Annotated in this window: 17 protein-coding genes; 6 read left to right on the top strand and 11 right to left on the bottom strand. The window is 70.0% G+C overall.

What is annotated here, in order from left to right:
• Window positions 1–244, bottom strand: a 244-nt coding sequence (locus tag VM221_01035) for a helix-turn-helix domain-containing protein (protein HUT73403.1), incomplete at its 3' end; no start/stop codon positions are given.
• Between the two features lie 452 nt (window positions 245–696).
• Between VM221_01035 and cdaA the strand changes: the two genes are divergently transcribed.
• Both cdaA and VM221_01025 read left to right on the top strand, forming a co-directional pair.
• A complete protein-coding gene (gene cdaA / locus VM221_01030) occupies window positions 697–1,530 on the top strand; it encodes a diadenylate cyclase CdaA (protein HUT73402.1) in 834 nt (277 codons plus the stop codon).
• Entirely contained in the window at window positions 1,520–1,894 is a 375-nt protein-coding gene (locus tag VM221_01025; protein HUT73401.1) for a YbbR-like domain-containing protein, read from the top strand. The genes cdaA and VM221_01025 overlap by 11 nt, the downstream gene beginning before the upstream one ends.
• Window positions 1,895–2,243: 349 nt before the next feature.
• Here VM221_01025 and rimO read toward each other — a convergent pair whose 3' ends face one another.
• The 10 genes from rimO to gap all read right to left on the bottom strand — a co-directional run bounded on the left by rimO (window position 2,244) and on the right by gap (window position 10,610).
• Window positions 2,244–3,611, bottom strand: coding sequence for a 30S ribosomal protein S12 methylthiotransferase RimO (rimO, locus tag VM221_01020; GenBank protein HUT73400.1), 1,368 nt, complete (start codon window positions 3,609–3,611; stop codon window positions 2,244–2,246).
• Window positions 3,612–3,724: 113 nt separating this feature from the next.
• Window positions 3,725–4,210 (bottom strand): hypothetical protein, encoded by a 486-nt coding sequence (locus VM221_01015; protein HUT73399.1) that lies wholly within the window; start codon window positions 4,208–4,210, stop codon window positions 3,725–3,727.
• A 72-nt stretch (window positions 4,211–4,282) separates the two neighbouring features.
• On the bottom strand, window positions 4,283–4,861 hold the full coding sequence (locus tag VM221_01010; protein ID HUT73398.1) for a response regulator: 579 nt from the start codon (window positions 4,859–4,861) through the stop codon (window positions 4,283–4,285).
• Between the two features lie 54 nt (window positions 4,862–4,915).
• A complete protein-coding gene (locus VM221_01005) occupies window positions 4,916–6,046 on the bottom strand; it encodes a sensor histidine kinase (GenBank protein HUT73397.1) in 1,131 nt (376 codons plus the stop codon).
• A 6-nt stretch (window positions 6,047–6,052) separates the two neighbouring features.
• A complete protein-coding gene (locus VM221_01000) occupies window positions 6,053–6,556 on the bottom strand; it encodes a MogA/MoaB family molybdenum cofactor biosynthesis protein (protein HUT73396.1) in 504 nt (167 codons plus the stop codon).
• Window positions 6,528–7,019 carry an MOSC domain-containing protein gene (locus VM221_00995; GenBank protein ID HUT73395.1) on the bottom strand — a complete coding sequence of 164 codons (492 nt, stop codon included), beginning with the start codon at window positions 7,017–7,019 and terminating at the stop codon, window positions 6,528–6,530. Before VM221_00995 ends, VM221_01000 begins: the two co-directional genes overlap by 29 nt.
• Window positions 6,998–7,471, bottom strand: coding sequence for a cyclic pyranopterin monophosphate synthase MoaC (gene moaC, locus VM221_00990; protein HUT73394.1), 474 nt, complete (start codon window positions 7,469–7,471; stop codon window positions 6,998–7,000). Before moaC ends, VM221_00995 begins: the two co-directional genes overlap by 22 nt.
• Window positions 7,468–8,286: a triose-phosphate isomerase gene (gene tpiA / locus VM221_00985; GenBank protein HUT73393.1), complete on the bottom strand. Its 819-nt coding sequence runs from the start codon at window positions 8,284–8,286 to the stop codon at window positions 7,468–7,470. The genes moaC and tpiA overlap by 4 nt, the downstream gene beginning before the upstream one ends.
• A 37-nt stretch (window positions 8,287–8,323) precedes the next feature.
• Window positions 8,324–9,511 carry a phosphoglycerate kinase gene (locus tag VM221_00980; protein ID HUT73392.1) on the bottom strand — a complete coding sequence of 396 codons (1,188 nt, stop codon included), beginning with the start codon at window positions 9,509–9,511 and terminating at the stop codon, window positions 8,324–8,326.
• A 91-nt stretch (window positions 9,512–9,602) separates the two neighbouring features.
• Entirely contained in the window at window positions 9,603–10,610 is a 1,008-nt protein-coding gene (gene gap / locus VM221_00975) for a type I glyceraldehyde-3-phosphate dehydrogenase (protein ID HUT73391.1), read from the bottom strand.
• 393 nt (window positions 10,611–11,003) lie between these two features.
• Between gap and VM221_00970 the strand changes: the two genes are divergently transcribed.
• The 4 genes from VM221_00970 to dnaB all read left to right on the top strand — a co-directional run bounded on the left by VM221_00970 (window position 11,004) and on the right by dnaB (window position 14,552).
• Window positions 11,004–11,522 (top strand): hypothetical protein, encoded by a 519-nt coding sequence (locus tag VM221_00970; GenBank protein HUT73390.1) that lies wholly within the window; start codon window positions 11,004–11,006, stop codon window positions 11,520–11,522.
• A gap of 32 nt (window positions 11,523–11,554) precedes the next feature.
• Window positions 11,555–12,406, top strand: coding sequence for a YihY/virulence factor BrkB family protein (locus VM221_00965; protein HUT73389.1), 852 nt, complete (start codon window positions 11,555–11,557; stop codon window positions 12,404–12,406).
• Between the two features lie 22 nt (window positions 12,407–12,428).
• The gene (gene rplI / locus VM221_00960; GenBank protein HUT73388.1) at window positions 12,429–13,031 is read left to right on the top strand and encodes a 50S ribosomal protein L9; all 603 of its coding nucleotides are present in this window, start codon (window positions 12,429–12,431) and stop codon (window positions 13,029–13,031) included.
• Between the two features lie 102 nt (window positions 13,032–13,133).
• Complete coding sequence (gene dnaB, locus VM221_00955) at window positions 13,134–14,552, top strand: replicative DNA helicase (protein HUT73387.1); 1,419 nt, start codon at window positions 13,134–13,136, stop codon at window positions 14,550–14,552.
• Window positions 14,553–14,556 lie beyond the last annotated feature (4 nt).

Here is a 14,556-nt window from a genome sequence, read left to right as displayed (position 1 = left end):
AGCGCTCACGCGCCTCGATGATCTGCGCTTCAACGGCGGCCGGGGTCTGGTGGGGGCAACTATGGGGCGCATGGGAGCGATCGGCCAGGGCGGCGCGCTTGCCCGCCTCGAAGCGACGCAACCACTTGCGCACCGTCTGCGGGCTGGTGCCGTAGAGCCGGGCTGTCGGTTTGATGCCGAGCTGGCGGACTGACTGCACCAGGCGCAGGCGCAGATCGTATTTGTCTTTGACTTGGCGGATCATCTGCGGATACGTGAGCGGCGGTGGGCTGTGACTTTGAGTGGGAGATGGCATGCAGCCCAGATATGCTCAACTGGCAAGCGTTTCCTTCCCGGCTCGATGATTTCCGGCGCCGCCGGCTTGAGGCGCCCGCGCCGGACCATGCGCAGCCCGAGGGAGGGCAAGCACTCGCGTAAGCGTTTCTCGCCCGCGGGCCCCACGGATTTCAGAGCAAGAATCCGCAACTCCTTCGCCTCCCCCAGGGGGTAACAATCAACCTGTCCGGTCCCAACCCACCCGCGCGTGCGGTTTGACACCGGTGGCGCGGCGGGGTATGCTATATTCGTGTGGACGGCGGGTGATGCTGGCGGTGTCACGCGCCGCGGGGATCGCGAACATAGGGGGCTGCGCTCCCCCCGACCTCGCTGCGCGCAAACGTGCACGCAACCCGTCCGCCGAGGCCGACGGCAGCACCCATGGACTCCTTTCAGCTCCTGCGCGATACGATCCGCAGCAACGTTAACTGGGCCACTGTCATTGACATCGCCCTGGTGGCGATCGCGATCTACTACCTGCTGCTGCTGGTGCGCGGCACGCGCGCGATCCAGCTCTTGAAAGGGATCGGGGTGCTGCTGGTGCTGGTGGCGGTGAGTCGCGCCGCGGGCCTCAACACGTTCCACTGGCTGGTGACGCAGATGCTGCTGCCGGGCGTGATCGCGCTCATCGTCCTGTTTCAGCCGGAGTTGCGCCTGGCGCTGGAGCGGTTGGGGCGCGGGCGGCTGTGGCCGGGGGGAGTCACCGATCTGCGGGGCGAGGAGGTCTCGCGCCTGGTGGGCGAGGTGGTGCGCGGCGCGCGCCTGTGCGCCCAGAGCCGCGTGGGAGCGCTGATGGTGCTGGAGCGGGAGGTCGGTCTCAACGACATCGCCAACACCGGCAAGCGCGTGGACGGGCTCGTCTCCACCGAACTGCTGCGCACCATCTTCTTCCCCGGCAGCCCGCTCCACGACGGCGCCGCCATCATCGGCGGAGAGCGGGTCGCCGCCGCGGGCTGCGTGCTGCCGCTGAGTGAGCGCGACGATGTGGGATCGCTGTTCGGCACGCGCCATCGCGCCGCGCTGGGCCTGAGCGAGCGTACCGACGCCGCGGTGGTCATCGTCTCCGAGGAAAGCGGCGCCGTGTCCTACGCCCTCGAGGGGCGGCTGTTCACCAACCTCACCGACGACGCGCTGCGCAAGCGGCTGCTCGACGCCCTGGTGCGGCCGGAGCGCGAGCGATCCATTATCCGGTGGAAGAAGGCCGATGCTGCGTAAGAATCTGGGGTACAAGGTCCTGGCCCTGCTGCTGGCCATCTCCCTGTGGGTCTACGTCATCATCACGCAGCGGGGCGCGCTCGAAACCCTGGCTTTCACTGTGCCCGTGGTGCTGCGCACGGAGGGACAGCCGGCGCCCGGATACCGCGTCGCGCGCGCCTCGGTGCGCCCGGCGTTGGTGACCGTCGCCGGTGAGGGGCGGCAACTGCGGCAGGTGACCCAGGTGCAGACCGTGCCCGTTGATGTTGAGGGCGCCCAGGGCGACATCCATCTCCGCGCGGTGGCGCTGTCGCTGCCCCGCGGCGTCATCAGCGTGTCCAATTCACGGGTGGTGGTGGACATCGCCATCGAGCCGCAGGAGTAGCCGCCATACTGTTCATTTGGACCTTCTAACCCGGATTATGCGTAAGGCTTCGGGCATGTCATTCCGAGGAAGCGACGCGCCCGAGGAATCCCCTATCGGGGATGCGCAAGATCAGCGATTCCAGCCGCCATCAACCCCGGTAGGGGATCCCTCGCGTTGCTCGGGATGACACACCCGTTGGGTGAGCTCTTCACGCTCGGAATGCATAATCTGGGTCTAACCCGGATTATGCGTAAGGCTTCGGGGATGTCATTCCGAGGGGGCGACGCGACCGAGGCTTGCGCGCCGAAGGCGGGAATCCCCTACCGGGGGTGCCCAAGGCCAACGATGCCAGCCGCGAGCATTGGGGCTAGGGCTGCGGCGCCGGTTGGTCGGCGATGATTTCCCCCTCCAGGTCGTACTCGCGCGCGGCGGTGATGCGCGCGCGCACGAAGTCGCCGGGCCCGACGCCTTTCCCGCCGCGCAGGTAAACCAGCCCGTCAATCTCCGGCGCGTCACGCGGTGAGCGCCCCACCCACGCGAACGGTCGCGGCGCTCGCGCCTCCACCAGCACCTCGAGGTCCTTCCCGATCCAGCCGCGGTTGAGTTCGAGCGAGATGCCCTGCTGCAGTTCCATCACCCGCCGGTAGCGCCGCTGCGCCTCGTCCGGCGGCGTCGGTTGCCCCAAGCGGGCGGCCGGCGTGCCCTCCTCGCGCGAGTACACAAACGCCCCCGCGCGATCGAAGCGAGCGGCCGCCATGAATGCCAGCAATGCCTCGAACTGCCGCGGCGTCTCGCCGGGGAAGCCGACCACAATGGAGGTGCGCAGCGCAATGCCGGGAACCTGCGCGCGCAGCCGCCCCATCAGCTCCAGGTAGCGCGCGCCCGAGCCCGGGCGGCGCATCGCCCTCAGCAGCTCCCGCTCGCTGTGCTGCACCGGCAGGTCCACGTACTTGCATAGCTTCGGCTCATCGCGCAGCAGGCCGATGAGATCTTCGTCTATCTCCGTCGGGAAGCAGTACATGAGACGCAGCCAGCGCACGCCCTCCACCGCCGCCAGCCGCCGCAGCAGCTCGCCCAGGCGCGGCCGGCCGTAGAGGTCGCGGCCATAGGCGGTGGTATCCTGGGCGACGAGGTTGATCTCCTTGACCCCGCGCCGCGCCAGGCCTTCGACCTCCGCGACCACCGAGGCGAGCGCGCGGCTGCGCAGCGGCCCCCGCAGCCGGGGGATGACGCAGAAGGAGCAGCGGTGATCACATCCCTCCGCGATCTTGGCGTAGGCGGTCCACGGCGGCGTCGCCAGCAGGCGGGGGGCGTCGTGGGTGTAGAGGTAGTCGGGCGGGGCCAGGTGCAGCGCGGGTCGGCGGGAGCGAGCCTCGCCCGCGGGCGCGGACCGCTGCTCGAGGATGACGGCGATGCGGGGAACATCGTTGACCCCGATCACCGCGTCGGCGTCGGGGAACTGCTCGAGCAGGCGCGCCCCCTCGCGCTGCGGCCAGCAGCCGGCGATAATGACCAGGCGGCAGGAGCCTGCGCGCTTCAGGGCCAGCGCGCCCTCCACCGCTCGCGCCGCTTCCGCGCGCGCGGGCTCGATGAAGCAGCAGGTGTTGACGATGATGGCATCCGCCGCCCGTTCGTCGGGTGTTATCTCGTGCCCCGCCGCGAGCAGATGCCCGAGCATGACCTCGCTGTCAACCAGGTTCTTGGGGCAGCCCAGCGATATGAGCCCGACCTTCATGAGCCTCCGGCTCGTTCATGCGCCTGCGGCTCATTGGCCCGCGGGCATGGGGACAGTCGACTTAATTATGCCAGGTGTCTTGGGAATTAAGTCGACTGTCCCCGGAATTGGCCCTATTCCTGCGCCCCCGGCTCTCGCACCTCAACGTCATCGGCGCACACGCGCACCAGCCGCCACCCGTCCAGCAGCTCCTGGAGCGGCGGCCCGGCGAGCGCATCACCGCCACTGGCCGGGGCGCTGCGACCCGCGAGCTGGCGCAGGGCGCGTTGCACCAGCGCGAAGGCTTGGGCGCGCTGCGGGCGCCCCGCCGTCGCCCCCTGGGAGTTGCCCTTGGAGGAAACGCGGAGGTCGAATGTCCGGTCATGCAGGAGGTCGAACACATAGCGTCGCGCGGGTCCCGCCGCCACCTTGACCGGCTGGCCGGAGGAGATCTCGCGGATGGACACGACCAGACCGTCAATCGGTTGCCGCGCCCACTCGGTGGCCGCGAAATGCTCATAGCGTGAGAACTGGTTGCGAGTGTCGGCGGGCACACGCACCTCGTCGCCGATGGCGGGGGTTAGGCGTTTCCTGCCGCGTGTGGAGCGCTGCTGTGCCATGGTATGGGTCCTCTCCTGCCGCGCGCCGCCGCGGGCGCACCCCGCCGCATCGCGCGCGGTCTGCCGCGACCGTCACATCATCTGGTCGGCGTCAACGATGCCCTGGGCGATATCGCCGAGCTTGCGGTTCTGGTCGCGGGCGTGCTTCTGCAACCGACGGAAGGCCTCGGCCTCGCTGAGGTTGAGGCGCCGCATGATGATGCCTTTGGCGCGCTCCACCACCTTGCGCACGCGCAGCGCCTCCTGCAGACTTGCCACCTCGCTGCGCAGCTCCTGGGTTTCCATGAAGCGCCGGCGCGCGACCTGGAGCGCCGCCTCCAACTCCCCCGGCGCCACCGGCTTTGCCAGGTAGGCCATCGCTCCCGCCGTGCTCGCGTCCTCGATCAGCTCCGGGTCCAGATGTCCGGTCAGGACGATAATGGGCGTGGGCGCCTGCTCCAGCACCTGCCGCGTCGCCGCGAGCCCGTCCAGCTCCGGCATCTTGATGTCCATGATGATGGCGTCGGGACGCAGCTCCCGCGATAGCCTGACCGCCTCGGCGCCGGTGCGGGCGATGCCGACGGCGGCGTGCCCCAGGCTCTCGATCTCGTCCTGGAGGGCATGGGCGACGGTGCTGTCGTCCTCGGCGATGAGGATTCGCATGTTCTCCATGGCCGCGTTTCCCGTGGCTCGCTCCTGCTTGGCAGCGGAGGATCGCCCGCTGAGCTACGGCACACCCGGCAGCGTAAACTCCAGCCGGGCGATGGTTCCGTTGGCGCTTGAGAGCTGCAGCCCCCCCCTGAGCTCGTGTTCGACAATCGCGGCAGCTATGTGCAGCCCGAGCCCACCACGCTTCGCATCGCCGGCGGGCACGGCGGACGCCTCCAGCCCGACTCCGTCGTCGGCAACCACCAGCGTCACCCCGCGATCGGCGCGGCGCAGCGAGACCCGCACTTCGCCCTGCCCGCCATCGGCGTAGGCGTGGTGCAGGGCATTGCTCACCAGCTCGTGCAGCACCAGCGCATAGGCGCGGCACAGGCCCGGGTCGGCGGGCACGGCGTCGGCCGCCACCGTCACCGTGATGCGCTCCTGGTCCTGATCCACGGCGGCGGTCTGGGCGCAGACGCGTTCGGTCAGCCGCCCGAGGTCGGGGTGATCATCGTGCGAGCAGGACAGGGCCTCGTGCAGCGCGGCGATGGTCTTGATGCGGCCGATGCCGTCGCGCAGCGCCTGCGATCCCGCGCCGGGCGCGGCGTCTTTCGCGCGTGCGTGCTCGGCCAGGAATCCCGCCAGCGCCTGCAGGTTGTTATTGATGCGATGGTTGGCCTCGGCCAGCCGGCTGGAAAGAGACTGGATCTGCGTGCCCTGCGAGCGCACCTGATCGGCCAGATTCGCGTTCTCCAGCGCCAGCGCGGCGGCCTCGGCGAAGCGCATGATGGGAGCGATGGCGTCCCCCGCCAGCGGTCCCGGGGCGCGCCCCTCAAGCCGGAGCGCGCCGGTGACGCGCCCGGCGGGCGGCAGGGGTACCACCACCGCCTTGCCGCTGCGGCTGGCCTGGGGGGCGTTGCAGGCGATCGCCCTGCGCTCCAGCCATCCCGCGCTGCGGCGCCCCTGTGGCCAGGCCACGCGCAGGTCGAGGGCCTCCCCGTCGGCCACATACGCGTAAGCGCGCTGGAAGCCGAGATTCTCGCAGGCGGCCCGCAGGATCAGGGACAGCGCCTCGGTGAGGCTGCGCCCGCGAGGCAGCTCTTGGATAGCGATCGCGGTGCGCGCCAGGCGGTGCATCTGCGCCACCAGGTCGCGCTGAATGGCCCCCAGTCGGGGCAGCAAGTCGGGATGATCGCTTATCCGTTCCATGGTTGATTAGGGCTGCGCCGCCGGCGGCTGATGCGACTCGTCCGCAACCGGCCCCGCCAGCAGCTCCACCGCGTGCTCCAGCGCCGGGAGCACCGCCTGCAGGCTTTCCCGGGCGCCCGCGGGGCTGCCGGGAAGATTGATGATCAAGGTCGCTCCGCGGATGCCCGCCGCCGCGCGCGACAGCATCGCATGCGCGGTGGTCGCTAGGCCGGCCGCGCGCATGGCCTCGGCGATGCCGGGCACCTCGCGCTCGATGACATCGCGCGTCGCTTCCGGCGTGACATCGGTAGCCGCGATCCCCGTGCCCCCGGTCGTGAGCACCACCTGCGCGCCCTGATCCGCCATCTCGCGCACGGTGTCGGCGATGCGCCGCCGGTCGTCGGGCACGATCTCGTAGGCGACGATCCGGGCCCCGCGCCCCGCCATCATCGCCGACAAGAGCTGCCCGCTCTCGTCGCGCGCCACCCCCCGTGCGCAGCGGTCACTGGCCGTGAGAATCGCCACCTTCATCCCCGTCCGCCTCACCTGCGACCGCCTCCGGCGCCACCTCGATCACCTCTCCCGCGCGCACTTCGCCTCCCGCCATCACGCGCGCGAAGATCCCCTCGGTGGGCATCACGCACTCCCCCGCCCGGCGCGCGATGGCGCACGGCGCTTGGCACTGCTTGCCGATCTGCGTCACCTCGAGCACCGCGCCCCCGACTTTGAGCACCGCCCCCACCGGCAGCGCGCACAGCTCGATCCCGGCGGTGGTGATGTTCTCCGCCAGGTCGCCGGGGCCGACCGCTAACCCCTTGGCGCGCAGCTTGTCGAGGCTCTCGGTCGCCAGCAGGCTCACCTGACGGGCGCTGCCGGCGTGGGCGTCGCCGGCGACGCCGTGGTCGGCCACCAAGGTGATGCTCGCCGCCGGGCGCTTGGGCTCGCCCTTGCGCGCGGCGACGCAGACCGCTTCTACTCTGCCGGCGACTCCCATTCGCCGCTCTTGCCTCCGCGCTTGCTCACCAGCGCGAGATGCGCTATCTCCATGTCGGGATCGGTGGCCTTGCACATATCGTACACCGTGAGCGCCGCTACCGCGGCCGCCGTCAGCGCCTCCATCTCGGCGCCGGTGGCGGCGGTGGTGCGGACGGTCGCGGTGACGATCATCCGCCCCAGGCGACCGCGCGTCTCAAAGGACACGTCAACGTGGGACAGGGGGATCTGGTGACACAAGGGGATGAGATCCCAGGTGCGTTTGGCGGCGGCGATGGCGGCGATGTTGGCGGCGGCCAGGACGTCGCCCTTGCGGGTCTCCCCGCGGTCAATCGCCGCCAGCGTATCGGGGCGCATGCGCAGCTCCACGCGCGCGGTCGCCGCGCGCCGCGTCGCCGCCTGGTCGCCGACGTCCACCATGCGCAACGGGGTGCGCTGCGCTCCCTCGGTCATCGCCGGTCGCCCCCGCGGGCGCCGGCGGCGGCGACGATGGCCGAGAAGTCCACCGGCTCGAGGCTGGCGCCGCCGACGAGCGCGCCGTCAATCTCCGGCTGGCGCATGAGCTCGGCGGCGTTGTCGGGCTTGACGCTGCCGCCGTACTGAATGCGCAGGGTAGCGGCCGCATCTGCGAACGCCGCGCGCGCGGCGGTACGGATGAGCCCGAGCACGCGGTTCGCCTCATCGGGGTCGCAGGTGCGCCCGGTGCCGATCGCCCACACGGGCTCGTAGGCGATCACCAGGCCGGCCACCTGCTCGGCGGTCATGCCCGCCAGCGCGCGCCGCGCCTGCTCGCGCACGACGTCGTCGGTCTCGCCGCGGTCGCGCTCCTGGAGGGTCTCGCCCAGGCAGATGATGGGCGCCAGCCCCGCCGCCAGCGCCGCCAGTGCTTTGCGATTGACGGTGGCGTCGGTCTCGCCGAACAGCGCGCGCACCTGCGAGGTCCAGTCGGCGGGTTCCTTGCCGAAGCGGCCGCGGAGCTCCGAGTGGCCGATGATGACGTACTTGCACCCCGCGTCCTTCAGCATGTGGGGAGCGACCTGGCCGGTGTAGGCACCGGTTTCCTCCCAGAAGCAGTCCTGCGCGCCGACCGCTACCGCCGACCCCCGCAGCGCCTCCACGGTCGCGCCCAGGGCGGTGAAAGGCGGGCACAGCGCGACCTCGACGCCTGCCACCTCCGCTATCAGCGGCACCAGGCCGGCGACGAAGCGCGCCGCCTCCTGCTGGGTCTTGTGCATCTTCCAGTTGCCCGCTATGAGCGGCACGCGCATCCCGACCTCCCGCACCCCGGGTGTCTGCTCCCGGCGCCTAATCGTCCTTATCGTCGAGCGCCGCCACCCCCGGCAGCTCCTTGCCCTCCAGGAATTCGAGCGCTGCTCCGCCCCCGGTCGAGATGTGCGTCATGCGGTCGGCGAATCCCATCTGCTCGACCGCCGCCGCGGTGTCGCCGCCGCCGACAATGGTGGTCGCCGACGACTCGGCCATCGCTTGCGCGATAGCGCGCGTGCCCGCGGCGAAGGGGGCATGCTCGAAGACCCCCATGGGGCCGTTCCATACCACGGTGGCGGCCTTGGCGATGGCGCGGGCGAAGCTCACTCTGGTGTCGGGGCCGAGGTCCAGGCCCATGAGCTCGGCGGGGATGGCGTCGGCGGGCACGATCTGGCACGGGGCGTCGTCGCTGATCTCGGGGGCCGCCACCACGTCGGTGGGCAGCTCCCACTGCACGCCCGCCTGATCGGCCTTGGTCATGACCTCGCGCACCAGGTCGGGATGCTTGTCGTCGAGCAGGGAACGACCTATCTCGTACCCTTGGGCCTTGAGGAAGGTGTAAGCCATGCCGCCACCCAGCAGCAGCACGTCAACCCGGCTGATCAGGTTCTCGATCACCGGGATCTTGTCCTCGACCTTGGCGCCACCCAAGATCGCCAGGAACGGACGCTCCGGGGCATCGAGCGCCTTGCCCATGACCTCGATTTCCTTGCTCAGCAAGAGGCCGGCGACCGCCGGGTGCAGGTAGTCGGCGACGCCGGTGGTGGAGGCGTGGGCGCGATGGGCAGTGCCGAAGGCGTCATTGACGTAGATGTCGGCGAGGCGGGCCAGGGCCTGGGCGAACTCGGGGTCGTTGTGCTCTTCCTCGGGGTGGAAGCGCACGTTCTCCAGCAGCAGCACCTCGCCCGGGCGCAGATCCGCTACCGCCTGCTCGGCCTTGGGGCCGATGCAGTCATCCACCTTGCGCACCGGCTGCCCCAGGTGGCGCTGCAGGGCCTGGGCGACCGGGTCCAGGCGCAGCTTCTCGTCCACTCCTTTGGGGCGGCCCAGGTGCGAGACCAGGATCACCTCCGCGCCGCGCCCCACCAGGTAGCGGATGGTGGGCACCGCCGCCGTGATGCGCGTCTCGTCGGTGATCTGGCCGGTCGCGTCCAGCGGAACGTTGAAATCCACCCGCACCAGCACCCGCTTGCCGTTGGGATTGATATCCTCGACCGTCTTCTTCATCGCCGTTGGCTCCCGAGGGGACAGTTCCCCGTCGCCCAGGGCAGCGCCGGGGACCGGGGCGGGAAGGAACTGTCCCCTGCGCGGGCGCTATCTACATGCGCTTGGCCACGAAATCGGCCAGGTCCGCCAGCCGCACCGAGTACGCCCACTCGTTGTCGTACCACGCCAGCACCTTGGCCGTACGCCCGAGCGCCATCGTCTGGCCGGCGTCCACGATGGCCGAATGCTCGTTGCCCTTGAGATCCATGGAGACCAGCTCCTCCTCCGAGTACTCGAGGATGCCCTGCATCGGCCCCGCCGCCGCCTGCTTGAAGGCGGCGTTGATCTCTTCCACCGACGCCTCCTTGTCCAGTGTCACCACCAGGTCCACCAGCGACACGGTGGGGGTGGGGACGCGCAGGGCGATGCCGTTGAGCTTGCCCTTGAGGGCGGGGAGGACCAGGTGCAGGGCCTTGGCGGCGCCGGTGCTGGTGGGAATGATGTTGAGGGCGGCGGCGCGCGCCCGGCGCAGGTCCTCGTGCGGCAGGTCGAGGATGCGCTGGTCGTTGGTGTAGGAGTGGATGGTGGTCATCAAGCCGACGTCAATGCCGAAGCCGTCATCCAGCACCTTGCACACCGGGGCCAGGCAGTTGGTGGTGCAGGAGGCGTTGGAGATGATATGGTGCCGGGCGGGGTCGTAGGTATCCTGGTTGACGCCGAGGACGATGGTCGCGCAGTCGCCCTTGGCGGGAGCGCTGATGAGCACCTTGCGCGCGCCGCCGCCGTCAATGTGCGCCTGCGCCCGCTCCACCGCGGTGAAGATGCCGGTGCACTCGAGCACCACCTGCACGCCCAGGCTCTTCCACGGCAGCTGGGCGGGGTCCCGCTCCTCCAGCACCTTGATCTCGGTGCCGTTGACCACCAGCGCCCCCGGCTTGGCGGCGACGGTGCCGGGGAAGATGCCGTAGTTGCTGTCGTACTTGAGCAGATGTGCGTTCGTCTGCGCGTCGGTGAGGTCGTTGATCGCCACCACCTGGAGGTGGGGGTGCTGGTCGAGCAGCGCCTTGAGAACTTGGCGGCCGATGCGGCCGAATCCGTTGATACCGATCTTGACACCCATTGCTGACTCCTCCTCGGTAGTGTGGCTTGCGGAGCGCAGGCCGCCCCGGTCCGAATCGCGGCCCGGTCTCCCGCGCCGAGCGCGGGCTTCTGGCTCCATCGCCCGCGACCGCGAAAGGGGATGCACAGGCCCCGCCGCCCGGTCGCAAGCAGAGCGTTCTATTCTAAGAGTCCGCACCGGATATGTCAAGCGCGACCGACATCTGCCGGCCTGTGCGGACTGAGGTCTGTAGCCTGCGGCTGCCATTCATGGGTTGCCACCGGAGCACGCCCGGGGCGGGCCCCGATCCGGGGCCGGACGCGGGCACCGCCGCCCCCCGGGCGAGGTTGATTGACACCCCCAAGGGGCTCTGCTAGAATACGGGCGCGACGAAACCCCCGCGAGGATGCACCATTGCGACGACTCTCAGGCGTCCGCCCGGGCGGGCGGGCGTCGGGTAAGCCCTGGTTGTTCGTGCTTGGTAGCGAAGAGGTTTCGCTACTTCGCGGAGTGGCAATGGTGGCGGCGGGGCTGGCATGCGCGGCGCTGCTCGCCGGCTGCCCGCGCAAGCAGCCTCCTGTGACTGTGCCTCGGCCGCCGGTGCAGCCGCAGACCGCCGAAGCCGCGCGCGGGGCCGTGGTTGCCTATTTGCGGCACCTGTACGCGGGCGACCATGCCGCGGCCCACGCCATGCTCAGCGCCGAGTCCCGCAGGCGCCACCCGCTGGACGAGTTCACCCGCCAGGCGAAGGAAGGCATGACCTACTTCAACCTCTCGTCGGCGAGCGTCAAGTTCACCGGGCCGCAGCGCGCCGAAGTCACGCTCGCGGTCGAGAGCGACCCGGCCACGGCGACCATCCTCGCGGTGCGAGAGGAGGGCGCGTGGCGCGTCGTATATGTGCGGGGGCGGCCCAGCTTCCCCTATCCATCGTGAACCTGTGGTGCGGCAGGGATCGGATGACCTCTGTGGCGCAAGCGATCGCCGGGTTCGCGGCGCCGGCCCTGGCCGTGATGCGAGAGGTCTGGCGCGACTCCTCGCGCAAGGGCGTCTCCATGATCGCGGCGGCGCTCGCGTTCTACCTGTTCCTGGCGCTCTTTCCGTTCCTGCTGGTGCTCATCGCGGTGGCAGGCTACGTCCTGCCGTCCTCCGAGCAAGGGCTGGCGCTGGTGCGAGAGGCGCTCGATCGGGCGCTCCCCGGATCGAGCACCATGGGGATTCAACGCCAGATCGAGAGCGTCATCGCCCACCGGGCGATCGTCGGCGGCCTGGGGCTGTTGGGCATCCTGTGGTCGGCCTCCGGCGCCTTCGCGGTGCTCGCGCGCGCGCTGCGGATCATCTGGGAAAGCGGGAGCAAGTCGCTGCTGCGCACGCGGGTACGCGCGCTGGTGCTGGTGCTGGTCGCGGTCCTGCTCATGTTGGCGTCGCTCGCCTTGAGTTCCGCGCTTTCGATCATCGCGCGCCTCAACGCGGCAGGAGTCCTGGCCCTGCTGGGTGAACTGGGACCCTTGTGGCGCTTGGTGTCAGCGACGCTCCCGCTGTCCGTCGGCTTCGTGACCTTCCTGGCGGTATACCGGATCGTGCCGGCGCCGCAGCTCAAGCTGCGGCATGTCGGCGTGGGAGCTGCGTTCGCCGCCGTGGCGTGGGAGATCGCCAGGTGGGGTTTCTCGTGGTACCTGGCGCACTTCGCCAACTTCGATCGCGTGTACGGCCCGGTCGGGGCGGTGGTGGTGCTGATGCTGTGGATCTATGTATCATCGGTCGTCGCGCTCGTCGGCGCCGAGCTGGCGTGGGTTTGCGCGCGGCGCTGGCCCGGCTGAGGTCGGCGGCGGCGAGGGAGGAATGATGAAGGTAATCCTGACCGAAGAAGTGCCGAGCCTGGGTGCGCCCGGCCGGGTGGTTGAGGTCGCCACCGGCTACGCTCGCAACTACCTGCTGCCGCGCAAACTCGCGGTGCAGGCGACCACCGGCAACGTCAAGCAGCTCGAGCACCACCGGCGCACCATCGAGGCGCGCCAGAAGAAGCTGGCGCAGGGCGCCGAGGCCGTGGGCGCGCGCATCAGCGCCGTCCCCATCACCATTGCCGCCCGCGCGGGCGAGGCGGGCCGTCTCTACGGCTCAATCACCAGCGCCGACATCGCCGCCGAGCTGAAGCGCGCCTTCGACATGGAAGTGGACAAGCGCAAGATCGAGATCCCCGAGCCGATCAAGGTCTTGGGGGAGCACACGGTGAAGGTGCAGCTTCACCGCGATGTCCAGGTGTCGCTGCCGGTGGTGGTGGTCGCCGAGGCCGCACCCTCCAAGCCGGAAGAACGGGCGGACGAAGCATCGGCGCCCGCAGCGGCGCCGGTCGCGCCCGGCGCAGACGCGCCAGCGGAGGCGCGCGAGGAACCGGGGGCGGACGAGCCCCCGCCCGCCGGGGCACCGGAAGCAGCCGCGGCTTGATGCCCCGAGAGGCCCGCTGGGGGCGGCCGGCGGGGTGCGCCAATCGCCAGCGGCGCCGGCGGGATCGCGAGCCGTTAACGGCGCAGCACGAGGAAACGTGACATGGATCGCACAGCCGACCGCGCGGTCCTGGAGCGCGTGCCGCCACGCAGCGAGGAGGCCGAACAGGCCACGCTGGGCGCCATGCTCCTGGAGCGCGATGCCGCAGCCCGGGTGGTGAGCATCGTCGGGGCCGGCGACTTCTACACCGACGCTCACCGCAACATCTTCAACGCCATCGCCGACCTCTTCAACGAGGGGCAAGGGGTGGACGTGGTCACCCTCGCCGAGCGCCTGCAGGTGCGCGGCCTGCTCGACCAGGCCGGCGGCCAGGCCTACCTGGCGCATCTGCTTGACGCGGTGCCCACCGCCGCCAGCGCCGAGCGCTACGCCAACATCGTGCGCGACAAGGCCATCCTGCGCGACATGATCGGCGCCGCCAGTCGCATCCTCTCCCGCTGCTACGACGACAGCGACAACGTCCCCCAACTGGTGGACGAGTGCGAGAGCATGGTCTTCGCCGCCGGCGAGCGCACCGTCGCCGGCGCCTTCACCTCGCTCAAGCCGCTGCTGAGCGAGACCTACGATCGCATCGAGCGCATCAGCCAGTCGGGCGCGCCCGCCACCGGCCTGCCCACCGGCTTCGACGAGGTGGACAAGTTCACCTCGGGCTTGCAGCCGTCGGACCTGGTGATCCTGGCCGCGCGCCCCTCGATGGGCAAGACCGCCTTCGCCCTCAACGTCGCCACCCGCGTCGCGCTGCGCCAGAAGCTGCCGGTGGCCATCTTCAGCCTGGAGATGGCCAAGGAGCAGCTCGCTCTGCGCATCCTGTGCTCGGAGGCGTTAGTGGACCAGCAGCGCATCCGCCAAGCGGACATCGACCTCGATGAGGTAGTGAATCGCGACACCGGAGAGACGGTGGGGGACAGGCTGGTCAAGTGGACCGAGACCCTTTATCACGCCCCCATCTACATTGACGACTCGGCGAGCCTGAACATCCTGGAGATGCGCGGCAAGGCGCGCCGCCTGCAGGCGGAATTGGGCGGGCTGGGGCTGATCATCGTGGATTACCTGCAGCTCATGCACGGCCACGCCCGCTATGAGAACCGCACCCAGGAGATCTCCCAGATCGCGCGCGGCCTCAAGACCCTGGCGCGCGAGCTGCGGGTGCCGGTGCTGGCGTTGAGCCAGCTCAGCCGTGCGGTGGAGCTGCGCTCGCCGCGGCGGCCGCTGCTGTCGGACCTGCGGGAGAGCGGCTCCATCGAGGCCGAGGCCGATGTCGTCGCCTTCATCTATCGTCCCGGCTACTACGGCGAGGAAGAGATCAAGCGCGCCAATCCCGACTACAGCGTGGGCGACCAGAGAATCACCGAGATCATCATCGCCAAGCAGCGCAACGGCCCGGTCGGCGTCGCCCGCCTCGCCTGGCTCGGGCAGTATATCCGCTTCCGGCCGCTGGAGGAGCTGCACGTCGTGGAGTAGCCGC

The organism is Armatimonadota bacterium (assembly GCA_035527535.1).
In the GTDB taxonomy this organism is placed as follows: domain Bacteria; phylum Armatimonadota; class Hebobacteria.
The sequence above is the reverse complement of the archived record's forward strand: the minus strand, read 5'-3'. Positions and strand labels throughout refer to the sequence as shown.

Coding starts and splice junctions, on each gene's coding strand:
- gap (HUT73391.1), bottom strand. CDS start 10,610: ATGGGTGTCAAGATCGGTATCAACGGATTCGGCCGCATCGGCCGCCAA.
- VM221_01025 (HUT73401.1), top strand. CDS start 1,520: ATGCTGCGTAAGAATCTGGGGTACAAGGTCCTGGCCCTGCTGCTGGCC.
- VM221_01000 (HUT73396.1), bottom strand. CDS start 6,556: ATGAAGGTGGCGATTCTCACGGCCAGTGACCGCTGCGCACGGGGGGTG.
- rplI (HUT73388.1), top strand. CDS start 12,429: ATGATGAAGGTAATCCTGACCGAAGAAGTGCCGAGCCTGGGTGCGCCC.
- dnaB (HUT73387.1), top strand. CDS start 13,134: ATGGATCGCACAGCCGACCGCGCGGTCCTGGAGCGCGTGCCGCCACGC.
- VM221_00995 (HUT73395.1), bottom strand. CDS start 7,019: ATGGGAGTCGCCGGCAGAGTAGAAGCGGTCTGCGTCGCCGCGCGCAAG.
- VM221_01010 (HUT73398.1), bottom strand. CDS start 4,861: ATGGAGAACATGCGAATCCTCATCGCCGAGGACGACAGCACCGTCGCC.
- VM221_00980 (HUT73392.1), bottom strand. CDS start 9,511: ATGAAGAAGACGGTCGAGGATATCAATCCCAACGGCAAGCGGGTGCTG.
- tpiA (HUT73393.1), bottom strand. CDS start 8,286: ATGCGCGTGCCGCTCATAGCGGGCAACTGGAAGATGCACAAGACCCAG.
- rimO (HUT73400.1), bottom strand. CDS start 3,611: ATGAAGGTCGGGCTCATATCGCTGGGCTGCCCCAAGAACCTGGTTGAC.
- VM221_01015 (HUT73399.1), bottom strand. CDS start 4,210: ATGGCACAGCAGCGCTCCACACGCGGCAGGAAACGCCTAACCCCCGCC.
- VM221_01005 (HUT73397.1), bottom strand. CDS start 6,046: ATGGAACGGATAAGCGATCATCCCGACTTGCTGCCCCGACTGGGGGCC.
- moaC (HUT73394.1), bottom strand. CDS start 7,471: ATGACCGAGGGAGCGCAGCGCACCCCGTTGCGCATGGTGGACGTCGGC.
- cdaA (HUT73402.1), top strand. CDS start 697: ATGGACTCCTTTCAGCTCCTGCGCGATACGATCCGCAGCAACGTTAAC.